At 56.9% G+C, this 22,181-nt stretch carries 17 protein-coding genes; 10 read left to right on the plus strand and 7 right to left on the minus strand.

Going from position 1 to position 22,181, the window contains the following annotated elements:
- Positions 1-45 precede the first annotated feature (45 nt).
- Complete coding sequence (gene folE2 / locus AAF465_00895) at positions 46-828, minus strand: GTP cyclohydrolase FolE2 (GenBank protein MEM7081283.1); 783 nt, start codon at positions 826-828, stop codon at positions 46-48.
- Positions 829-840: 12 nt separating this feature from the next.
- Positions 841-1,074 carry an exodeoxyribonuclease VII small subunit gene (locus AAF465_00900; GenBank protein ID MEM7081284.1) on the minus strand — a complete coding sequence of 78 codons (234 nt, stop codon included), beginning with the start codon at positions 1,072-1,074 and terminating at the stop codon, positions 841-843.
- A 250-nt stretch (positions 1,075-1,324) separates the two neighbouring features.
- Here AAF465_00900 and parE point away from each other — a divergent pair, with 250 nt between their 5' ends.
- Positions 1,325-3,214, plus strand: a complete 1,890-nt coding sequence (gene parE / locus AAF465_00905; protein ID MEM7081285.1) for a DNA topoisomerase IV subunit B — start codon at positions 1,325-1,327, stop codon at positions 3,212-3,214.
- Positions 3,215-3,232: 18 nt separating this feature from the next.
- A complete protein-coding gene (gene parC, locus AAF465_00910) occupies positions 3,233-5,488 on the plus strand; it encodes a DNA topoisomerase IV subunit A (protein MEM7081286.1) in 2,256 nt (751 codons plus the stop codon).
- A gap of 158 nt (positions 5,489-5,646) precedes the next feature.
- Here the strand turns inward: parC and AAF465_00915 are convergent, their stop codons facing one another.
- Entirely contained in the window at positions 5,647-7,998 is a 2,352-nt protein-coding gene (locus AAF465_00915; protein MEM7081287.1) for a hypothetical protein, read from the minus strand.
- Positions 7,999-8,109: 111 nt separating this feature from the next.
- A complete protein-coding gene (locus AAF465_00920) occupies positions 8,110-10,155 on the minus strand; it encodes an EAL domain-containing protein (protein MEM7081288.1) in 2,046 nt (681 codons plus the stop codon).
- A gap of 179 nt (positions 10,156-10,334) precedes the next feature.
- On the opposite strand from AAF465_00920, the gene efp reads away from it, so the two are divergent.
- The 3 genes from efp to AAF465_00935 all read left to right on the plus strand — a co-directional run bounded on the left by efp (position 10,335) and on the right by AAF465_00935 (position 12,491).
- Complete coding sequence (gene efp, locus AAF465_00925; protein ID MEM7081289.1) at positions 10,335-10,904, plus strand: elongation factor P; 570 nt, start codon at positions 10,335-10,337, stop codon at positions 10,902-10,904.
- Between the two features lie 39 nt (positions 10,905-10,943).
- On the plus strand, positions 10,944-11,864 hold the full coding sequence (gene epmA / locus AAF465_00930) for an EF-P lysine aminoacylase EpmA (GenBank protein MEM7081290.1): 921 nt from the start codon (positions 10,944-10,946) through the stop codon (positions 11,862-11,864).
- Positions 11,865-12,011: 147 nt separating this feature from the next.
- Complete coding sequence (locus tag AAF465_00935) at positions 12,012-12,491, plus strand: GAF domain-containing protein (protein ID MEM7081291.1); 480 nt, start codon at positions 12,012-12,014, stop codon at positions 12,489-12,491.
- 52 nt (positions 12,492-12,543) lie between these two features.
- On the opposite strand, the gene asd is transcribed toward AAF465_00935, so the two are convergent.
- The 3 genes from asd to AAF465_00950 are packed head-to-tail and all read right to left on the minus strand — an operon-like array spanning position 12,544 to position 14,475.
- The gene (gene asd, locus AAF465_00940; GenBank protein ID MEM7081292.1) at positions 12,544-13,404 is read right to left on the minus strand and encodes an archaetidylserine decarboxylase; all 861 of its coding nucleotides are present in this window, start codon (positions 13,402-13,404) and stop codon (positions 12,544-12,546) included.
- A 7-nt stretch (positions 13,405-13,411) separates the two neighbouring features.
- Positions 13,412-13,837 carry a copper chaperone PCu(A)C gene (locus AAF465_00945; GenBank protein MEM7081293.1) on the minus strand — a complete coding sequence of 142 codons (426 nt, stop codon included), beginning with the start codon at positions 13,835-13,837 and terminating at the stop codon, positions 13,412-13,414.
- 20 nt (positions 13,838-13,857) lie between these two features.
- Positions 13,858-14,475: an SCO family protein gene (locus tag AAF465_00950; protein ID MEM7081294.1), complete on the minus strand. Its 618-nt coding sequence runs from the start codon at positions 14,473-14,475 to the stop codon at positions 13,858-13,860.
- 135 nt (positions 14,476-14,610) lie between these two features.
- Here AAF465_00950 and prmB point away from each other — a divergent pair, with 135 nt between their 5' ends.
- From prmB to truA, 5 genes are all read left to right on the plus strand, one after another.
- Positions 14,611-15,537, plus strand: a complete 927-nt coding sequence (gene prmB, locus AAF465_00955; GenBank protein ID MEM7081295.1) for a 50S ribosomal protein L3 N(5)-glutamine methyltransferase — start codon at positions 14,611-14,613, stop codon at positions 15,535-15,537.
- Between the two features lie 45 nt (positions 15,538-15,582).
- Positions 15,583-16,668 carry a chorismate synthase gene (gene aroC, locus AAF465_00960; protein MEM7081296.1) on the plus strand — a complete coding sequence of 362 codons (1,086 nt, stop codon included), beginning with the start codon at positions 15,583-15,585 and terminating at the stop codon, positions 16,666-16,668.
- A gap of 65 nt (positions 16,669-16,733) precedes the next feature.
- On the plus strand, positions 16,734-17,759 hold the full coding sequence (locus tag AAF465_00965) for an aspartate-semialdehyde dehydrogenase (protein MEM7081297.1): 1,026 nt from the start codon (positions 16,734-16,736) through the stop codon (positions 17,757-17,759).
- A gap of 118 nt (positions 17,760-17,877) precedes the next feature.
- Positions 17,878-21,252, plus strand: coding sequence for a FimV/HubP family polar landmark protein (locus AAF465_00970; protein ID MEM7081298.1), 3,375 nt, complete (start codon positions 17,878-17,880; stop codon positions 21,250-21,252).
- A 128-nt stretch (positions 21,253-21,380) separates the two neighbouring features.
- Positions 21,381-22,172 (plus strand): tRNA pseudouridine(38-40) synthase TruA, encoded by a 792-nt coding sequence (gene truA, locus AAF465_00975; protein ID MEM7081299.1) that lies wholly within the window; start codon positions 21,381-21,383, stop codon positions 22,170-22,172.
- Positions 22,173-22,181 lie beyond the last annotated feature (9 nt).

Raw genomic sequence — 22,181 nt, forward strand, 5'->3', positions numbered from 1 at the left:
TGTCGGTGATGACGCCCGCTCGGGCGATGCCGTTAGGCGTTATCGCTAGTCACTCTGAATCAGCGCGTAGGCGGAATGGTTGTGAATAGACTCGAAATTCTCTGCTTCGATGCGGTAAGCCGTAATGCGTGAGTCGTTTTGTAGTTCAACGGCGACGTCTCGTACGAGGTCTTCAACGAACTTGGGGTTGTCGTAGGCTCTCTCGGTGACGAATTTCTCGTCCGGGCGTTTGAGCACGCCGTACACTTCACTGGACGCTTGACGCTCGGCTACGTCGATGAGTTCCTCAAGCCACACAGGCGCGTTGGTGCGGGCGGCGATGGTTAAATGCGTGCGCTGATTGTGCGCGCCGTATTCGGAAATGTCTTTGGAACAGGGGCAGAGGCTGGTGACCGGCACTTGCACTTCCAATGTGATATCGGTGTTGTCTTCGTCGCATTCGCCAGACAGTGTGACACGGTAGTTCATTAGACTTTCGACGCCGGATGCGGGTGCGGTTTTTTTCACAAAATAAGAAAAGCGCGCCTCGATGAATCCACGTGGCGCGTTGAGGCGCTCGCGCATGGCGTGCAGCAGTTCGCCAAACGAATCGGCCGATACGGTGCCGTGTTGTTCCAGCAGCTCAATAAATCGCGACATGTGTGTGCCTTTGACGTCGGGCGGCAGCGACACGTACATGTTGAAGCGTGCGGTCGTTGTCTGATCACCGCTGCGGTCAGCGACACGAACCGGGTACTCAATGTCTTTGATACCGACTTTGTTGATCGGCACGTTGCGAGAGTCCGCGCGGTTTTGCACGTCCTCAATATCGTTCGAATGGGCACTCATCGTGTTTTCGTATCAATCAGAATCGAAGGGTCGGGTGTCGCCGCTTTCATTGAGCAGCACATCCACTTTGGCCTGGGTTTTGGCCAGTATTTTTTCGCATGAATCCCGAAGTTTCATGCCTTCTTCCCACTGTTTCACCGCTTTTTCCAGCGACAAATCGCCGCTTTCCAATTGCTCGACAATGCTCTCTAACTTCTTAAGCGATTGTTCAAAATCGGGTTTTTTGCTGGTTTTTTTGGTGGCCACGCATGCAACTCCGGGTCGGTGGGCGACTAAAGTACACACCCGCGAAACGGGGGTCAATGTGGCGCCGTGAGCGGGCCCATAGCCCCGACGCGGCCAAGACGCCACCCACGGTCCGATGGCAGCGGAAAACAGTGTCTTAGCATTGACTGTACCCGGCAAGAGTGTGACCCATTTGGCGTCGTTTAGTGCCTCGTAAATCGCCAGTGAGTTCGCTACACTTCCGGCGGTATTTCTTTGACCATAAGAGCTCATGGCAAAAACCTACGACGCGTCTAAGATTGAGGTCCTACAAGGCCTTGACCCCGTGCGCCACCGCCCGGGCATGTACACCGACACCGCCCGGCCCAACCACCTCGCACAGGAAGTGATCGATAACAGCGTTGATGAGGCGCTCGAAGGCCACTGCAATAAGATTGCGGTGACGCTGCTCAAAGACGGCGGACTCGAAGTGGCGGATAACGGTCGCGGCATGCCGGTCGATAAGCACCCTAAAATGAAAATACCGGGCGTTGAGTTGATTCTCACGCGTCTGCACGCGGGCGGTAAATTTACAGGGGATAACTACCAATACTCTGGCGGCCTACATGGCGTGGGGGTGTCGGTAGTCAATGCGCTATCCAAACACCTGGAAGTCTGGGTCAGGCGTTCAGGCAAAGAACACAACATGGCGTTTAAAAATGGCAATAAGGCGTCGCCGCTTGAGGTTGTGGGTAAGGTTGGGCAGCGCAACACCGGCACCACTTTGCGCTTTTGGCCCGATCCCAAGTATTTCGATTCGGCCAAGTTTTCGGTAGCCCGACTTAAGCACCTGTTGCGGGCCAAAGCGGTGCTGTGTCCAGGGCTGGAAGTGTCATTCAAGGATGAAAAAAGCGGTGATGCCGAGACGTGGAAGTATGCGCACGGTCTCGACGATTACCTGGATAAGGCGCTCGACACCAAAAAGCGCGTGCCCGTCGATCTGTATTCTGGCGATGTCAGTAAAGAGGGTGAACAGGCCGAGTGGGTGCTTTGTTGGCTGGAAGATCAGGGCGATGCCGTGATGGAGAGTTACGTGAATCTCATCCCCACCAATCAGGGTGGCACGCACGTCAACGGCATGCGGACCGGCCTCACCGAAGCCATTCGCGATTACGCTGAACTGCGTTCGTTGGTACCACGGGGTGTGCGCATTTCGCCCGAAGACGTATGGGATCGGCTGAGCTTTGTGTTGTCGGTGAAAGTTCGAGAGCCGCAATTTACCGGGCAAACCAAAGACCGACTTTCGTCGCGAGAGGTAGCCCCGTTTGTCGCCAACGTGATCAAAGACGATTTCGCTACTTGGCTCAATCAACACGTCGAAACCGGCGACGCGTTGGCGACGATGGTCATTACCAAGGCGCAGCGACGCATCCAAGCCAGCAAGAAAGTTGTGCGCAAAAAAGTTACGACCGGACCGGCGCTACCTGGCAAGCTCGCCGACTGCACGAGTCAGGCGCCTGAGTTATCGGAGCTGTTTTTGGTGGAAGGCGATTCGGCTGGCGGCTCCGCCAAGCAGGCCCGTGACCGTGAAACACAAGCGATCATGCCGCTGCGCGGAAAGATTCTGAATACGTGGGAAGTGTCGCCCAACCAGGTACTCGGTTCGCAGGAAGTTCATGACATCAGCGTGGCGATTGGCGTTGAGCCAGGATCGACCGATATGAGTGGCCTGCGCTACCACAAAATCTGCATTCTCGCCGATGCTGATTCGGATGGGCTGCATATTGCCGCCTTATTGTGTGCGCTGTTTCTGAGGCATTTCAGACCGCTCGTTGAAAACGGGCACATCTTTGTTGCGATGCCCCCGCTGTTTCGCGTCGATGTGGGTAAGCAAGTTTTCTATGCCCTCGACGATGCCGAACGCGAGCACATTTTGGCGCGTGTTGAGCAGGAAAAAATGAAGGGTAAAGTGTCGGTAACGCGCTTTAAAGGCCTCGGCGAGATGAATCCAAAACAACTGCGCGAAACCGCGATGCATGCCGATACCCGACGTTTAGTAAGACTCACGCTCGACTCCCGTGACGGCGCGGACAAAACTTTCGACATGCTGCTGTCTAAAAAACGGGCGGCCGACAGGAAGAAATGGCTGCAGAAAAAAGGCGACCTTGCCGACATCTTTTAATCCTTTCAGGCTGCTGACATGAAAAACCAGGAATTCGATTTTCAGGCGCTCGAGAACCGCCCGATCAAGGAGTTCACCGAACAGGCGTATTTGGACTACTCCATGTACGTTGTGCTCGATCGCGCATTACCGCATGTGTGCGATGGACTGAAGCCGGTACAGCGGCGCATCGTTTATGCAATGAGCGAACTGGGGCTGTCAGCGAGCTCCAAACACAAAAAATCGGCGCGTACCGTGGGCGACGTGATTGGTAAGTTTCACCCGCATGGTGATTCGGCCTGCTACGAGGCCATGGTGCATATGGCCCAGCCATTCTCCTACCGCTATCCGATCGTTGATGGGCAGGGGAACTGGGGGTCACCAGACGATCCCAAATCGTTTGCCGCTATGCGTTATACCGAATCAAAGCTCACGCCCTATGCGGCCACGCTGCTCAGCGAACTGGGGCAAGGCACGACGGACTGGCAGCCCAACTTTGACGGTACGCTGAAAGAGCCGCTGTTGTTACCGGCCCGATTACCAAACGTATTGCTCAATGGTGCGACGGGTATCGCCGTAGGCATGTCGACAGACATTGCGCCTCACAATATGCGTGAAGTCGTCAGCGCGTGCATCAAGCTGCTTGATGCGCCACGCACGCCGGTCGAAGCGTTGAGTAAGCTGGTACTCGCTCCGGATTATCCAAGCGGCGGCGAAATCGTTAATACCGCCGAGGAGCTACTGGAGCTGTACGCTACCGGTACCGGTACTGTGCGTATGCGTGGTACTTACAAAATCGAAGATGGCAATATCGTAATCGAAGAGCTGCCCTATCAAGTGTCACCAGGGAAAATCCAAGAGCAGATCGCTGCGCAAATGAGAGCGAAGAAGCTGCCGATGGTGGACGATTTGCGCGACGAATCCGATCACGAGAGCGCGATTCGCATTGTGATTATTCCGCGTTCTAATCGTGTCAACAAAGACGATCTGATGTCGCACCTTTTTGCGACGACGGATCTTGAGAAAACCGCGCGCGTCAACTTCAACGTGATCGGGCTGGACGGTAAGCCTCGCGTGATGGACCTCAAATCGCTGCTCACCGCCTGGCTCAAGTTCCGCACAGATACTGTTACCCGGCGCCTGCAGTTCCGTCTGGATAAAGTGGAACAACGCTTACATCAACTGGAAGGTTTGCTCATCGCGTTTTTAAATATCGATGAGGTCATCGCGATTATTCGCGAAAACGACGAGCCTAAGCCGGTGCTCATGAAGCGATTTTCGCTCAGCGACCGTCAGGCCGAGGCAATTCTTGAGCTCAAGTTGCGGCATCTGGCGCGACTTGAAGAAATGAAGATCAAGAGCGAACAAAAAGAGCTCGCCAAGGAACAAAAGTCGCTATCCGCCACACTCAATAGCAAAGCCAAACTGCGCAAGCTCATTCGCGAGGAACTCACAGCGGACGCCGAGAAATACGGTGACGAACGACGAACGCAAATTGTTGATCGGCCCGTTGCCAAAGCGATCGACGAGACTCAGCTGGTGCCGAGCGAACCGGTTACCGTCGTGCTCAGTGAGCGCGGCTTTGCTCGTGCGGCCAAAGGTCACGAAGTGGATGCAGCGCAATTGTCGTACAAATCGGGCGATCGCTTCTTGGCCGCCGCTCAAGGCAAGAGCAATCAAAACGCGGTGTTTTTGGATAGTCGCGGTAAAGCCTATTCGTCCATGGCGCACACTTTGCCCTCGGCGCGCGGTCAGGGTGAGCCACTGGCCGGGCGATTCAAGCCGGCTGATGGTGCTCAATTTCGGTCCGTGATGACAGGCGATGCCACGCAACGTTATGTGCTAGCAAGCAGCGCCGGTTACGGCTTTGTTGGACGACTCGACGATTTTTACTCGCGCAATCGTGCGGGTAAGTCGGTACTGACGGTGCCAAAAGGCGCGACTGTGGTGCCGGCTTGCGCGGTGGAAGAAGGCGAGGAGTGCTGGTTGGCGGCGGTAAGTAACGAGGGGCGGTTGTTGATTTTCCCACTCGACGAATTACCGGCGTTGGCGCGCGGTAAAGGGAATAAAATTTTATCGATCCCGCCAAAACGTGTGGCGGCCGGTGAAGAGTTCATGGTGAGCATGGTTATTCTTGTCGGTGAAGACGTGCTGCGCGTGCACTGTGGCGAACGGGTCATGTCGTTGAAGCCCGCCGATCAGGAGAAGTACATGGGTCAACGGGGGCGTCGTGGCGCGTTGTTGTCTAAAAACTATCGCAAAGTGACGCGTTTGAGTGTGCTCGTAAAAGAGTGAGTGCGTAGCGGTTTATGCGCCTACCGCGACGCGCGCGTGGCGGCCTCTGCTCGATCTCTTCGGTGTGGTTAAGCGTATAAGCGCGCGGTAATCTGGCGTCGCGCGAAGATGGCCCCCAGCGCGACACAGTGTCTCACCGTTTTGTCGTGTTACCGAACTTACTCTTCGCCGGAGTTATCGTCGGTTCCAGTGCGGATATTGCGTTGTCGAAAGCGCAGGATATTGGTTTCGTCGTCGGCGTCTTTTTCGAAGTTGAGCTCCCCAACATTCATGATGCTGGACGCTTCGAGGTGATAGAACTCTTCCCCATCCAACTGCGAGGTATGGGTGAGCTCTTCGTTATCCACCAGGTTCTCGATAATTAGCTCATCGAGCTCTGCCTCCAGTGCGGCCGCGTCTTTCAGGGCGGTGGTGGCCTCGGGGTCAAAATCAGAATGCTCACGCTCTTTGTCTTCTTCGCGCAGTTTTTGAAGATGTGCGTCGATCGTCGCACCGGCTTCCTCAAGGTCCAGGCCCAAGGGTTCGGTTGGGCTCGTGTCTTCGTCTACGTCGCTACTGCCGATGTCAAAGTCGACTTTGGAGTCAGACTGAGCGGTAAATTCGATGGTCTCCTGGCCGATGGGTTCACCGTCTTTCGCCACTAAACCCTCGACCGGCGGTGCACCGCGACCGGCATTGGCAATGTCTTCGAGATTGGTATTGGTTTCGGTTTGAGCAGCGTAGTCGCGCTCCAGCAGCTCCAGATCGATATCAGCCAGTTCGTGCTCGCTCGTCGTGTCGAGGCCCAGAGCGTCAGGATCGATAAGCGGTCCGTCGCTGATGAGGAACTGATCGGTAGGGTAGGTTTCTTGGACGAGCGTGTTGCGCTCTTCTTCCTTAACCACCGACCCGATGACTTCATCGATGTCTTCTTCAGTGATTTTAATGACCGGTGCAGCCGGAGTTGGGTTGGTCACTTCGGCGGCGGGTTCAACTTCATCGACGGTCTCGTCTTGCGGCGCCTCGGATACGTGAATCGTGGGTCCGCTGATCGATTCGCGGATCGCGGCCTGACGGTTGGTGCGCACGCGGGCGCGATACCGCTCATGATTCAGGCGAGCCTCAATTTCGTCCGCCATGGTGGCGTCGGCTCGTCGTCGGGACAGCCACCACCCGGCGAAAAACGCGCTGAGCAGCATCAATAGGCCACCGGCTACGCCCAAGATCGAAAAGCGACGTTCGCTGCTCGCAACCACCACAGCGGATTCATTGGCGGCGGCGGGAACCTGACGTTCTTCAGGCTCTGGTGCCGGTTCGGGCACGTCGGTATTGGCAACTTGCGCACGACGATCGTCGTCCACGAAACTCGGAAGATTGGCGGGCGCTTGTTCGACGCGGCCCACTTTGCGCAACAGAATGCGTTCGCGCGAGACACTCGAAAACGACGTCGCCATAACCATCACTGGCTTGATCGCACCAATATTGCCGGTCGCCCCGCTCTGGATGGGCGCAGAGGATGTGTCGAACGCTAGCGGTTCTAGTGGTGTGTCCATTACAGAGTCTGACTTGGGCGAGTTTGAGCTGCCTTCGTCGGATGGCGTCGAGCGGGTTTCATCATATTGAGATAAGCGCTCGGCATAGCGCGTTGAGGGGGTCGCGTCGTCTGACGTTGCCGCAGACGAGTCGCTCGGCACCGGCGACGCCGGCACGGTCAGTCCGGCAGTACCTGGCGCGAGGCGCTCGGGGATATACAGTTCGCTACCAGCGATGAGTTCGTTCGGATTACCGTTGATGAACGCATGAGGATTGGCCGCCTCGATCGTGGCTGACCAACTCCACACCGTGCCGTACTCGCGTCCTTCAATGCGCGCGGCGATGGTGGACAGTGCATCCCCGTTTACGACCACATAACGTTCGCCGGGGCGAATGTTTTCGCCACGGTACACCACGACTTGCCGACTGCGAACGGACACACGCGCGTTTTCAGAGCGGATGACCGGCGCCACGGCAGGCACGGTTGTCGCGGTGTCAATGACCGCGGGTGTGGCGCGTGATTCAATCACATTGCGCGGGTCGAGCATAATTAGGAAGCTGCGTTTGACCGCTGGTGCGCCTGGGCACTCGACGTGCACCACCAATTCGCTCATCGGTTCGTTAATCGGGCGCGATGTCGTCAGGCGCAGCGTGCCCGGCGAAATCTGGCGGCTCAACGACAACCGTACGCCACGGATGGCCGGCATGGCGGAACCGACCTCCGCACCGGTGCGGATGCACGAGGCGGCGAGCGTTTCACCTGGCGCCGCGTTGATCTGTACGACGGCGTCAAGCGGCTCGCCCAGCGCGCTATTGACACGAATCTCATCAATCGACAGCGCGTAGCTTTGCGAAAACACCAGTATCGAGCCAAAAGCGAGCGTCCAGGCGGCCGAACGCAGCGCTCCCTGCCAGCCTTTCTGCAGGCGCACAAGACGGGTAACTCCCCGTAAATCTTGCGTTTTATTGTGAGACTCGACCTTGGTTGTCGGGTGCATGTCCATGCTCCGTAATTTTAAAACGTGCGGACCGCAGCACTTAACTAGGTCCAGGAGCATGCTGAAATTTTATTATATTCAGACACTTGGCCGAAATTGTGAGTCGTTTGGTTACTCGATCACAATCTCTTCGGGTCCCTGGACATAGAAGCCTTGGATGTACTGCAGGCCTATTTGCCATAGTACAGCCATAGTATTCGCATCCTCGACACGCTCCGCGACGGTGCTCACATTTTTCGAAATTGCTCCCTCAACAAAATCCTTCACTTTTCGCTGTAAATTCTTGTCGGTTGTGATGCCTTCCATGAGCGAGCCGTCAATTTTGATGAAATGGATGGGCAGATGCTCAAGTAGCTGCATGGGTTGGCTACCGAGTCCGAAATGCTCTACTGCAAAGCAACATTGGATCTGAGAGAGGTTGGTCGCGAGTGCCTTGATCGGCTTGATGTTATTTTCGGCGTCCGCCTCGGTGACCTCGAAGATCAAGGACGAGGGGTCGATACCAGCGCCTTGGACTTGCTGTTTGATCCATTCGAACAGGGTGTCATCCAGCAGAGATTCGACCGACAGTCTGACGAAGATGCGGCAGGTGTTTTGTTGCTTAAGAAAATGGATGGCCGAGGCAATGACCCAGCGATCGACGTTTTTCATCAGACCGTGCCGTGAGGCCACGGGCAAAAATACGTTGGGCATGATCTCCCGGCCATCCTCATCCAACATACGCACGAGCGCGTCGAAAATATGCTCGGTTTGGTCGTTGAGGCTCGCCACAGGCTGATACACAAGACGAAAATTATTGCGCATCAAGGCGGCTTTGATCTGCTGCACTTGAGCGGTATCCCCGCTTTTGTCCTCTGACTCTTCCTTAGGCGCATTGACCCTGTTGCCACCGGCTTTGACGCCGGCCTGGTAGGCCTTCTGCGCGCTCAAAACAAGATCCGCAACGTCCTCGGTCGATCGGTCATGTTTGGCCAGACCCACGGTGCAGCTTACCGAAATCGATTTGTCGCCCACCTCAAAGAGACGGGCATTGACGGCGGCATTGAGATTCTCGGCCCACGCGATCGCGTCGCGCATGGTTCCGCGCGGCATAAGCACCATAAATAGATCGCCGCCGAACTGTCCGTAGAGGTCATCCTTGCGGGCATGTTCTTGAATAATTTTGGCGAATTCCAATAGCAAGTCATCGCTCGAGATCGGACCAATTTGTTCACGCACCTTGTGAATATTGTCCGGCTTCAGATACGCCAACACCCGCAGTCCTCCTTTGGACGGCTGCGCGAGACGCTCCTCGATTTCGGTCAAAAAACGCTGGCGGCGATAAAACCCGGTGAGCGGATGATGTTCACTGCCGCTTACAATCTGCTGCGGCGTCTCGGGCGCTTTGGACTGATCGATTTCGACGTGGATACGAACGCACGGTTCATCGTCAAATACACCACGCTCAAGATTGATGTTTGTTGCCACACGTTCGCCGTGCGCATCACGCATTTTCAGATCGAGTGTGTGACCGTTCCAGTTGCCGAGTGCGCAGGCGGCGAGCGCGCCCTTTACGGTGAGGTGCTCGGCGTCGTCAAATACATCCAGTGCGGGTGTACCGACCATGTCCGTCGCGTCCGTGTAGCCCATCAGTTCCAGCCAAGCGGGGTTCGCGTCGGTAATGATGCCCTCCTGCACATGCAGCAAGGCGTCGGGCGAGTCCTTGACGAGCGACTCGAGTTGACGCTCGAGCGCTTCGGCTGACTCTTGCATCTCCCGCAATTCTCGCGCCTGTCGACAGCGTTCGATTTCGCGCAGCGCTACGGATTGTAGACGCAACGGATTGCTCAGCGACACCAGGTCGCTCGCCCCGCATTCCATTGCGGCTGCAATGCTCTCCTCGGTGACGCGCGGCTGAACAACGACAACGGGTAAGTCGGGTTGGTGCTCGGAGCGGGCCTGCATAGACTGCGTAAAGCGGTCGGCGGCCAGATCATTGGAAAAGATAAACAGCAAGACCGGTGCCAGTTCTTCCATGGCGATCACCAGCTCTTTGGTGTCGGTCATGCTGTGACACTGTGCCATGGACCCGGCATTTCGCAATGCTTGTTTGATGGCCTCGGCGTCGTCCGGGCGGCTACTGACTACGATGATCGGATCGGCTTGATGGTCGGCCACGGTCTAACCTCTGTTTGGGGCGCCCAGTGTACCTATTGTCAGTCCCAATTTCATACTTTATGTCATAGCCTTACAGACGAAACTTGGCGCGCGGGATTACCCGGAGATACGCTGGTGTCGCAGCGTCTGCGTTGCATGTATCATGTCCGCTCCTTCTAGGCATCACCCGAGCAAACACCATGGCCACGTTTAGTACGAACGAATTCAAATCCGGACTCAAGATTATCCAGGATGGCGATCCCTGCACCATCGTTGAGAATGAGTTTGTGAAACCTGGCAAAGGCCAGGCGTTCAATCGCGTCAAAATTCGTAATCTCAAAACGGGACGTGTGGTGGACAAGACCTTTAAATCCGGCGAATCGGTGGAGGCGGCCGACGTCATGGAAACCGAGATGCAGTATCTGTACACCGACGGTGAGTTCTACCATTTCATGGAGCCCAACACGTTTGAGCAGCACGCCGCTGACCAAACGGCGATCGGCGATGCGGCCAAATGGCTCAAAGAAGAAGATCTTTGTGTGGTCACCCTTTGGAACAATTCCCCCCTGCTGGTGGCGCCACCGAACTTTGTCGAACTGACCATCACGCAAACCGACCCCGGGCTCAAAGGGGACACAGCACAGGGCGGTGTGAAACCCGCTACGCTTGAAACGGGCGCGGTGGTGCGAGTGCCACTGTTTGTCGAAGAGGGCGAAGTCATCAAAGTGGATACGCGTTCAGCCGAGTACGTGTCTCGAGTCAAAGACTAGTCTGGCCTGGTGGCACCGCGAGGTGGCCGCGCTCTGGATATGAAAAATCGCCTGCTTCGGCGCGCACGATTAGCGACGCGAATCCGTGAGTTTATGGCCGCTAACGGCGTGCTGGAGGTGGTCACGCCCGTGCTCAGCGCCGCGGCCGTAACCGATCCGCAAATCGAGAGTTTCGCTTCGCAGTCGCCATGGGGTACGCGCTATTTGCGGACGTCCCCCGAGTTCGCGCACAAACGGTTGTTAAGCCAGGGCGCGCCGGATCTGTTTGAAATGGGCCCTGTCTTCCGACAGGCGGAGTGTGGAAACCGACACAACCCCGAGTTTACGCTGCTGGAATGGTATCGGTTGGGTTATTCCATGCAGCAACTCATCGACGAAGTGATCGAGCTGCTCCGCCGAGTTGACTGTGTGTCGGAACAAGCGCCGGTTGAGCAGCTGCGCTATTTCGATGCCTTTGAGCGTGTCCTGGGTTTCTCGGTGACCAGTCTGTCTACGCAGGAGCTGAGCGATGTGGCTCGGCAAGTGGATGGGCCGGTCGGTGAACTCGATCGGGATCAATGGTTAGACTTTCTGTTTGCGACACGCGTGCAGCCGACGCTTACCGATCGAACCGTTGTGATCACGCATTATCCGGCGAGCCAAGCGGCGCTCGCGAAGCTGGACGCGATGGCGCCAGACACCGCGCTACGCTTTGAGGTGTTCGTGCGCGGTTTGGAGCTCGCTAATGGGTTTGAAGAACTCACTTGCGCAGTCGAGCAGCGGGCCAGGTTTGACAACGACAATGCGCTCCGCGTCAAGCGCGGCCAATCGGCGCTACCGATCGACGAGCGTTTTTTGACGAGTCTCGATACACTGCCGCCGTGTGCCGGCGTGGCGCTGGGCATTGACCGACTGCTTATGCTGTTGGACGACTGCACCACGATCGATGAGGTGCTGACCTTTGGCTGGCATCACATCTGAGTTGAAAAGGGCGGCATGGATCCTCTGCGCAGACTCAAACCGCTCGCCGCCGCGATGGTGTGTGACTGAATGGGCAAAAACCATAGCGATTTCAATCTCGGCGATGTGTCTCGACATGGCGCTTGAACGACACGAAGGAACTGGACGATGAGTGAAACGGCACAACAATACGACGTGCTCCTGCAACAGGCGACCGCGCTGTTCGATGGCGAACGTCATTTTGTGGCGAATTGCGCGAATCTGTGTGCGCTGCTGTTCATGACGCTCGAGGATGTGAATTGGGCGGGTGTCTACCTGATGGATGGCGACGAACTGATCGTCGGGCCGTTTCAGGGATTGCCGGCCTGCACACGCATCGGCATGGGCAAAGGCGTATGCGGGACCGCCGCACAATCGCGACAAATACAGCGGGTCGACAACGTCCACGAGTTTGACGGACATATTGCGTGCGACAGCGCATCGAACTCAGAAATTGTGCTGCCGATCGTGCGAGGCGATACGCTGCTCGGCGTGTTGGATATCGACAGCCCAATCTATGCGCGTTTTAGTCAGCACGATGAGGCGGGACTGTCTCGTATCGTCGATGTGCTGGTGGCATCGAGCGACTCGGCCGGCGCGCGCAGCTAGTGGCTTAGGCGCTAGCGGAGCACCGTCGTTGGGCAAACAGGTGGGTAACGCGTTAGTGCGTTGATTCCAGCAAATCGGCGAGCGGCATGCCCATGCGCACGGCGTTACCGGCATGCAGCGCGGGGTGCCATTCGAGCATGCCGGGGGCGGCGAGCAAAATGACGGTGGAGCCCAGATTAAATCGACCGAATTCATCCCCTTTGTCGAACGAGTGCCGCGTTTCTTTCGGATAGTCCCAGTGCGTAATGCGATTGAGCGCGCTAGGTGCCACCACGCCATGGTGCACGGTTTCAATACTGCCGACATTGAGCGCGCCCACCAACACCATCGCATACGGACCGTGCGGCGAATCAAAGTGCGCAATTACGCGTTCGTTACGCGCGAACACACGATCGATGTGTTCGGCCGTTTGTGCGTTGACGCTAAACAGACGCCCAGGCACATAGGTCATCGCGCGTAGCGTGCCGGCGATGGGCATGTGAATACGATGGTAGTTGTTAGGCGCTAAATACAACGTCGCAAATTGGCCTGTGCGGTAACGCTCGGCACGCGTCTCGTCGCCAATCAGCGCGGCAGCGGAATAGTATTTGCCTTTCGCTTGTAACATCACATCATCGTTGATCGCGCCAAGCTGGCTAATCGCGCCATCGACTGGGCACGCGAAGCCGTGTGCACGCTCATCAATGGGGCGGGCGTCGGGTTTGAGCGCACGGGTAAAAAACGCATTGAAGCTTTCGAACGACTCTGGATTATCGATCTCATAATCGTCGAGCTCAATTGAGTAGTGGCGCATCACTCGCTGGATCAACAGGTTTTTCAATGGGCGCCAACGACTGTTGGCCGCCAGCCCAACGGCACGCGAGATCAGATGCTGCGGGAGGTACGGCTGAATGAACGGAAAGAACGGTTTCATATTGGCCTCAACGACGCTCCACAGGGAAGGTTTGCGTAATGCGTTCACCGGAATCGAGATAAAACGTCATTTCGACGTCAGAGCCCTCTGGCGTTGGAGCCAGTCGCTGCATCAGCATCAGATGATAGCCACCGGGTTCCAATGTCAATGTGTCACCGGCCTTTAACGTGGCGTCCACCTCGCGCATCGTGGCGCGCCCATCCACCTCTTCGGTAATGTGCAACGACACGTCGCCAAACTGCGGGCTGCTGAAGCGACTGAATCTCAGTGTTTCGCCGCTCGTGTTGATCAAACGACCATAAGCGGCGGTCATCCCCGAACTCGGGGGTGTTGCCCGAACCCAGCCCTCGTCAATAACAAGTGGCGTGTCTGAGGGCCCGGAGCAGGCGATCAGCAAGGTGAGCGCGACGCCAACACAATAGTGTTTAAACATGGTGAACCTATTCCTGACGGTTATCGTTCGGCGATGGCCAGCAGATCATTGGCGAGCACATCCGGTACATGGGGGGATGACGAAATGGCCTGCAGGGCGCCTTCGGGATTAATCACAAAGAGTGCCGATGTGTGATCGACTGTGTACGCCTGCTCGCCGGTCGGTACTCGGCGGTAAGCGACGCCCATATCGGCGGCGAGAGACTGAATTTGCGCGGTTGTGCCGGTGACGCCCAGAAAGTCGGGATCAAAGAACGGCACGTACTGTTCGAGCACCTCGGGTCGATCGCGTTCGGGATCGACACTGATCATGATCACTTCAAAGGTGCGGTCTGGATCGAGCGTACGCATGCGCTCGCGTGCTTTGGCCAACACGCTCATTGTCGTCGGACACACATCGGGGCAATGCGTGAATCCGAAAAACAGCACGGTCCAGGCTCGTTCAAGACGCGCGTTATCAAATGGCTCGTTGCGATGGTCGATCAGATCCAGCGTCGGAAGCGCGCGCGGAAAATCGAGTACGGTGGCGTTTTGCACGACGTATCGTGGCTGTTGCTGCCAATGCGCGAGCCACGCGCCGCCGCCAATGGCGAGCAGGCTCACTAAGGCGAGCAGTGTCTTGTTGGTCAACAGATTCATATCGAGCGTAATCGGGACAGAAAGTGCGATTGGCAGCGGCCCAAAGCCGGGGCGCAGACGGCATAACATTGATGGTCGAGGTCAGTTATTATCCCCGTCCTGATGGCGAATGAGAAGACCCGCGAGGAGCTGGCGATGGGCGAAGACGCTCAACTTGATCGAGAGGCGCTCGAACACCTTCACACGGTGGGCGACTGGGTGCGTTGGGGGTCCAGCCAGTTTGGGGCGCGCGAGGTGTTTTTCGGACATGGTACCGACAATCCGGCCGACGAGGCGCGAGCGCTGGTGTTTGCCGCGCTCGCATTGGATCACGCGGTGCCCGACTATTTTAACGCAACGCGACTCACGCCCACCGAGCGTCGCCGTATCTTCGACCTGTTTGAGCGTCGACTGCTCGAACGTGTGCCGGTACCGTATCTGACGGGTGAGGCGTGGTTCGCCGGTTTGCGGTTTGCGGTGGACGAGCGGGTACTGATTCCGCGCTCGCCGATCGCGGAGCTGATTCAACATGGTTTTGAGCCTTGGCTGCCTTGGCCGGAGCCGCGCAGCGTGCTGGATTTGTGCACCGGCAGTGGCTGCATCGCGATCGCGTGTGCCTACGCCTTTCCTGATGCGACGATTGTGGCCAGTGATATCGATCGAGATGCGCTTGAGGTCGCCACGGAGAACGTGGCGCGTCACGGGCTCGAACATCAGGTGACAGTGCTACACTCGGATCTGTTTGAATCGTTGCGCGATCAGCGTTTCGATTTAATTGTGAGCAATCCGCCGTATGTGCCGGATTCGTCGATGGCGCAGCTGCCACGCGAGTATCAACATGAGCCGGCTCAGGCACTGAGAGCTGACGAGAATGGTTTAGCGCTGGTGCTGGATATTGTTTACGGTGCCGCCGACAGGCTGACGGATGACGGGGTGTTAGTGGTCGAGGTCGGTGAGAGCCGCGACGCGGCGGCAGAGGCCATGCATTATTTGGCATTGAATTGGGTTGAGTTCGAGCAGGGCGGTGACGGTGTGTTTGTGCTGTCGGCTGATGATCTGACTCAACTCCCGCCCCGATCATGACGCGTCCTATGGCGCACGACCGCAACTCAACGACAGGATAAGCACGTGTCAGGCAGTACGTTTGGAAAACTATTTAGTGTCAGTGGGTTCGGTGAAAGCCACGGTGCGGCGGTGGGGATGACTGTCGATGGCTGCCCCCCCGGACTGGAGCTGACTGAAGCGGATTTGATGGACGATATCGAGCGGCGTCGGACGGGCCAAAGTCGGCACACAAGTCAGCGTCGCGAGCCAGATCAGGTGCGTATTTTGTCGGGCGTGTTTGAAGGGCGAACAACGGGCGCGCCGATCGGGTTGCTCGTCGACAACATGGATCAGCGACCAAAAGACTACACGAAAATCAAAGATCAGTTTCGACCTGGGCATGCGGATTACACCTACCACATGAAGTACGGCTTTCGCGATTATCGCGGTGGTGGTCGGTCGTCGGCGCGCGAAACCGTCATGCGTGTGGCGGCGGGTGGTATTGCGAAAAAGTACCTCTCCGACAAGCTGGGTGTGCACATTTACGGTTACGTGCGGCAGCTTGGTGAGTTGCGATTTGATGTGGTCGACGCGGCCAGCGCCTACGACAATCCGTTTTTTTGTCCCGACCCTTCTCGAATAGATGAGTGCGAGCGCTACATGGACAGCGTTCGTAAATCCGGCGACTCGGTGGGAGCCCGACTGGATGTGATTGCGTCCGGTGTACCGGTGGGATTGGGTGAGCCGATTTTCGACAAGCTGGACGCCGATATCGCGCACGCCATGATGAGCATCAATGCGGTCAAAGGCGTTGAGATCGGCGCCGGTTTTGCGTCGGTAGAGCAAAAAGGCACCGAGCATCGTGATGAAATCACGCCGGATGGATTCCGCAGCAATCACGCCGGCGGCACACTGGGCGGCATTAGCTCGGGTCAAGATATTGTGGTTAGCACAGCGTACAAACCCACGTCGAGCTTGCGACTCGCCTGCGATACCGTCGACATCAATGGTGAGCCGGTTGAAGTGGTGACGCATGGTCGCCACGATCCCTGTGTGGGTTTGCGTGCCACACCGATCAATGAGGCGATGCTGGCGATTGTGCTGATGGATCACTACCTTCGACATCGTGCGCAAAATGCGGATGTCACCACGTCGCTGTCGCCTATCTAGCCGCGAGCAACGCGACAACATAAGATTGCATTGAATCCGATTAATACAAACGAGTACTGAGGTAAATCGTGTCCCGAACTTTTGACGTCGCCGTAGTAGGCGCCACGGGTCTGGTGGGTGAGACCTTACTGAACATTCTCGAGCAGCGTCAGTTTCCGGTGGGTAATTTATATCCGCTGGCGAGTGCGCGTTCGGCGGGCAAGACCCTTCGCTTCAATGGCAAGAGTGTGCGCGTCCAGGATTTGGCCGAATTCGATTTTTCGACGGCCGAGGTCGGATTGTTCTCGGCGGGCGGGTCAATTTCCGCCGAATTCGCACCGAAAGCCGCGGAAGCGGGTTGTGTGGTCGTCGACAACACCTCGCACTTTCGCAATGACGACGACATCCCCCTGGTGATCACTGAGGTCAATCCCGAGGACATTGGTCTGTATAAGTCGCGCGGCATCATTGCTAATCCCAATTGCTCAACCATGCAGATGTTGGTGGCGATTAAACCGCTTCACGACGCGGCGCGTGTGAAGCACATTCAGGTCGCCACGTATCAATCGGTCTCAGGCGCGGGCAAATCCGGCACGGAGATGCTGGCCCGCCAGACCGCGTTATTGTTAAATGGAAAACCACTGGATTTGGCACCGGATGAGCCACGGATTGCCTTTAATGCGTGGCCACATATCGACCGTTTTCAGGATAATGGCTACACCCGGGAAGAAATGAAAATGGTATGGGAGTCACAGAAAATCCTGCATGACCCCGATATTCTGGTAAACCCGACGGCCGTACGGATACCCGTATTCTTCGGTCACTCGGAAGCGGTAACTATTGAAACAGAAAGGGATTTATCGGTCGAAGAGGCCACGTCGCTGCTCTCGGAAGCGCCCGGCGTGAGCGTGATGGACAGTCACGAATTCGGTGGCTATCCAACACCTGCACTCGAGGGTGCCGACACCGATCCTGTGTTTGTGGGTCGGATTCGACGCGATATTTCGAGGCCTCGCAGCCTCAATTTTTGGGTCGTGGCCGACAACGTAAGAAAAGGTGCGGCATTGAACACCGTTCAAATTGCCGAAATATTGGTAAAACATCACTTGTAAGCTATAGTTAGGCGATTTTACTAATAAGACGCTTGAGGTTCCGGCTGGATCTGTGCGGCCAATGGTGGGCCCACATGGGGTGAACCCGGCATAACGAAAGTAGGACTAAGGCATCCGTATGTTACGTAAGATTTTGCTCGTTGGATTAGGATTATCAGCTCACGCCAGCGCGCTGGCACTTGGACTCGGTGAAATCCAGCTCGATTCGGCACTTAACCAGCCACTCGTAGCCGAAATTCCAATCAACGTGGCCTCGCGCGATGAGCTTCGTGGGTTTGAAGCCCGTGTCGCGCTCAATGACACCTTCGCCCGTTACGGCCTGGACCGCCCGGTCTTTTTGAATTCGCTGCGTTTTCGAGTGACCAACAACGCGGCGGGGCAGCCGGTATTGGCCGTCACCTCCACGCGACCGATCGCCGAACCGTTTGTCACCTTCTTACTTGAAGCGACGTGGGACAGCGGGCGGCTGCTGCGCGAATACACCGTGCTACTCGACCCGCCGGTGTTTAGCGAGGAATCCGTTGCAGCGCCGGTGAACACGGCACAAAGCGTGACGTCACTGCCGTCCAACGGTGGTCGCATCACGAGCGCACCTGCTCCGTCTCCTTTGCCGGCACCGGCGCCCGTTTATCGTCAGCCGGCGATCACAGGCCAAACCTATGGGCCGGTGCAGCGCAATCAAAATTTGTGGAACATTTCCAAAAGCGTTCAGCTGGACGGCGTGACGATCAATCAAATGATGGTGGCGATTTATCGAGCCAACCCGCAGGCCTTTTTGGGCAATATCAACTTGCTTAAGGAAGGCTCAACACTGCAAATTCCCGACGCCGCTTCTGTTCGAAACTTGCTGCGTAGCGATGCCAACAGCGTTGTTGTGGCTCACAATGCGGACTGGCAAAGCGGTCGTGTTTCGGGCGGTGGAAACCGAGTAGCGGCCTCGTCGTCCGATAGCGGCACCCGTAATACCCGACTCAAGCTGGTCGCACCGGAGGGCAGCGAAGCCGGGGCGGGAAGCGGATCTGACGCACTCGACGCAACGCGCGAGTTACTCAATGAAGAGCAGGCTGAGAACGCTCGCCTCTCCGATGAGCTGGACAGCGTGCGCGATGAGCTGGCCGACGCCCAGCGCATGATCAGTCTAAAGAACTCTGAGCTGGCGGAACTGCAACAATCACTCGGCCAGACTGCCGACAGCACCTCGACAGATGCAGTGAGCGACAGCGCGGGCGCCGAACCGGTGGCCGCGGTTGACGCACCCGATGACGCCGAGTCTTCCGTCGATGCCGGGCCGGCGACGGATGAGGTCGACGAAACGACGGCAGCGGTGTCCGATCCGACGCGTCTGCTTGACGAACCGAAACCGGCTGCCAAGCCGCCTGTTGTGGTCGACACGCCGTCGGACGAGCCATCGCTCATGTCATCAATCATGGGCGTCTTGACCAACTGGCTGTTCCTGATTCCACTGGCTTTGCTGGGTATTCTCGGCACGCTTTATGTGATGTTCCGTAATCGCGGCGAAGAGACGGTCGAACCTTGGGATGCGATTGAAGCGGACGATGACGATGCCAACCTTGACCTGGACGCGTCGCTCGACAAGATAGCGCAGCAGACCATGGCCAAGGACACCGCAAACATCAGCGCGCGTGAGGTGGAGTACTTCGAAGACACGGGTACCTTCAAGCCGATCGACTTTGACAGCAGCGACACCGGTCAGGTGCCCGCGCTCTCCGCCGATGACGCAGCGCCGTTTGAGGACACGCTTGCAGGCGAAACGGGCGTTAAGCTCGATCAGACCGATGCCTTGTCGGAAGCCGATTTTCACATGGCGTATGGTCTGTATGACCAGGCTGCCGAGTTGGTGGGTAAGGCCGCCGAGCAGGAGCCTGAGCGCGTCGATCTCAAGATGAAGTTGCTTGAGATCTTCTTTGTGTGGGGCAATAAAGACGAGTTCCAATCACACGCCGCCGCAGCGAAAGACATGCTTTCTGCGCACGCTGGTGAATGGGAAAAAATCATGATCATGGGTAAGCAAATTTGCCCAGGTGAGGAATTGTTTGCGGGTGAAGCAAGCGGCGACGCCATGGCGGACGATGTCGATTTGCAGCTCATGACGGCGTCCACCGACGTGGCTGGCATCGATTTTGAAACCGACGATTTTGGCGGCGAAGACGTGTTCGCCGAGCAGCCCGAAGACGCGGTTGATCTGGATCTCGGCGAGGCCCTCGTGGCGGCAGACGATGCCCCGACTGCGGCCGGTGCCGATTCAAACGCGCTTGATTTTAGTTTTGATGAAGAAGGCATCAGCGACGATTCGCCTACCGAAACTCAAGAGCGTGTGCGCGCGCAAATCGAAGAAAAACTGGCCGAGACAGTCGGAGAAGACACCGAAGAAATGGATCTGGATGAGTTGGGCATCGACCTCGATTTCGGGGACGTGACGTCGGTCAGTGAAGGCACGTCTGGCGAATTCGCGGTACATGATGTGCGCGCCAATGAGCAGGAAGCGGAGAACGACGAAGACTTTGACGAATTGTTTGATGGTCTTGGCGACGAAGACGATGCGCCCAGTTCAATGATCGACGCCAACATGATTGGCGAAGAACAAACCCACGATAAATTACTCGACACTTCCGAACTCAAAGTGGAGATGGAGGAGTTACTCAAAGCGGATACGTCTGGACTGATGGACAATGACGAAACGGCTCGCGGTGTTGAAGCCCTCAGCGATGAGGACGCGCCATTTGAAGCGACGGGATCGTTCTCGGCAGAAATTCGTTCACTGGCCAGTGATGAACTCGAGATCGGTGAAGAGCTGGCTGCAACGTCCGGCAGCGTCGATTTTGGATTCGGCGACGCCGATGATGACGATGACGATGAGACGGTGCTGCAAGAAGGGTTGTCACCGGACGCGTTTGAGACCCCGGTCGAGGCCGACTCGGATGAAGAAACGGTCATCGCATCAACACTGGTATCGGACGAAGGTCTCGACTTATCGGAACCATTTGGCGATCCATCGCAAGACACCACGGCCATGCCCGTAATCGATGAGACTATTCTGCTTGATGGTGATGTGGAACTCGAGGTTGAAGGGGAGCAGAGCGCCGGCGACGCCGACGCCGAAACCTTCCACGGTGTGTTTGGCGATGACAATGACGGCACGCAGGCAATGCCCGCCATGGATGATTTTTCCGAAGACGTTTTCCCGAGTCCGGAGGGTCGAACGCAGGAGATGCGTGCGATGGATTTGGATGTCGGTGAGACCGTTGACGATTCGGGTGACAACACTACGATGCGTGTCGCTACTTCTAACCTCGCGCTACCGGAGAACGCCGACTTGGCGGTGAATGAGGTGGGCACGAAGCTGGATCTGGCGCGAGCCTATCTGGATATGGGCGATCCTGACGGGGCGCGCGGCATTCTCGAAGAGGTGATTCAGGAAGGCAACGATAATCAGCAAGCGGACGCACAAGCACTGCTTGACGGGTTGAGCTGATCCTGACAGTCAACGATCACGTGACGAAAGGCTCGAACGCAGTTCGGGCCTTTTTTCGTTTTAGCGAGCGAACTATCGATCAAATAATGGCGGTTCCATCAGTGAGCGTCCTGCCTTAGACTGGCCCCATGCGATGGGCGATCGGGATTGAATATGACGGCACGCGGTATAGCGGCTGGCAAACGCAGCCCGACGGACAAACCGTGCAGGATGCGTTACAGCGTGCGTTGAGTCGAGTCGCGGACCATTCCGTTGTGACGCAATGTGCAGGCCGGACCGACGCGGGCGTACACGCCATCGCGCAGGTCGCGCACTTCGATTCCCACGCATCGCGCACAAACAGGCAATGGTTGCTAGGGATCAACACGAATCTGCCAAAAGACGTCAACGTGTCATGGATTAAGCCCGTTGACGAGACATTCCACGCCCGATTCAGTGCCAAAGCCAGGCGTTATCGATATGTGATTCTCAATCGCGAACACCGCAGTGCGTTATTGCGCCATCGTGTCCATTTTGAGCCGCGTGCGATTGATGTCGAGCGCATGCACGATTCGGCACAAGTGTTGTTGGGTGAGCATGATTTCGCCGCGTTTCGGGCCAGTGGCTGTCAGGCGCGATCCCCCGTGCGCGTTGTCCACCACATCGCCGTGAGTCGGTATGATGATCTCGTGGCGATTGACATTGAAGCCAATGCATTCTTACAAAACATGGTGCGCATCGTGACGGGTGCGCTGTTGCGTATTGGCCGTTTGGAGGCGGACACCCCTTGGTTGCAGCGCGTGCTCGAGTCGCGCGACCGACGACATTTAGGCCCCACCGCACCCGCAGATGGTCTCTACCTTACGGGTGTGGACTACCCGGCGCAGTATGGGTTGCCCGTCGTGCAACGCGGCGGCGGTGCCTTACCGTTCGCGACATGAGGCGCGCTG

This window comes from Pseudomonadota bacterium, assembly GCA_039028935.1.
Taxonomy (GTDB): domain Bacteria; phylum Pseudomonadota; class Gammaproteobacteria; order Steroidobacterales; family SZUA-146; genus SZUA-146.

Excerpts from the sequence above, each read along its gene's own strand:
- AAF465_00950 (MEM7081294.1), bottom strand. The coding sequence starts at position 14,475 with ATGAATCTGTTGACCAACAAGACACTGCTCGCCTTAGTGAGCCTGCTC.
- prmB (MEM7081295.1), top strand. The coding sequence starts at position 14,611 with ATGGGCGAAGACGCTCAACTTGATCGAGAGGCGCTCGAACACCTTCAC.
- truA (MEM7081299.1), top strand. The coding sequence starts at position 21,381 with ATGCGATGGGCGATCGGGATTGAATATGACGGCACGCGGTATAGCGGC.
- efp (MEM7081289.1), top strand. The coding sequence starts at position 10,335 with ATGGCCACGTTTAGTACGAACGAATTCAAATCCGGACTCAAGATTATC.
- folE2 (MEM7081283.1), bottom strand. The coding sequence starts at position 828 with ATGAGTGCCCATTCGAACGATATTGAGGACGTGCAAAACCGCGCGGAC.
- AAF465_00915 (MEM7081287.1), bottom strand. The coding sequence starts at position 7,998 with ATGCACCCGACAACCAAGGTCGAGTCTCACAATAAAACGCAAGATTTA.
- asd (MEM7081292.1), bottom strand. The coding sequence starts at position 13,404 with ATGAAACCGTTCTTTCCGTTCATTCAGCCGTACCTCCCGCAGCATCTG.
- epmA (MEM7081290.1), top strand. The coding sequence starts at position 10,944 with ATGAAAAATCGCCTGCTTCGGCGCGCACGATTAGCGACGCGAATCCGT.
- parC (MEM7081286.1), top strand. The coding sequence starts at position 3,233 with ATGAAAAACCAGGAATTCGATTTTCAGGCGCTCGAGAACCGCCCGATC.
- parE (MEM7081285.1), top strand. The coding sequence starts at position 1,325 with ATGGCAAAAACCTACGACGCGTCTAAGATTGAGGTCCTACAAGGCCTT.
- AAF465_00935 (MEM7081291.1), top strand. The coding sequence starts at position 12,012 with ATGAGTGAAACGGCACAACAATACGACGTGCTCCTGCAACAGGCGACC.
- AAF465_00970 (MEM7081298.1), top strand. The coding sequence starts at position 17,878 with ATGTTACGTAAGATTTTGCTCGTTGGATTAGGATTATCAGCTCACGCC.
- AAF465_00945 (MEM7081293.1), bottom strand. The coding sequence starts at position 13,837 with ATGTTTAAACACTATTGTGTTGGCGTCGCGCTCACCTTGCTGATCGCC.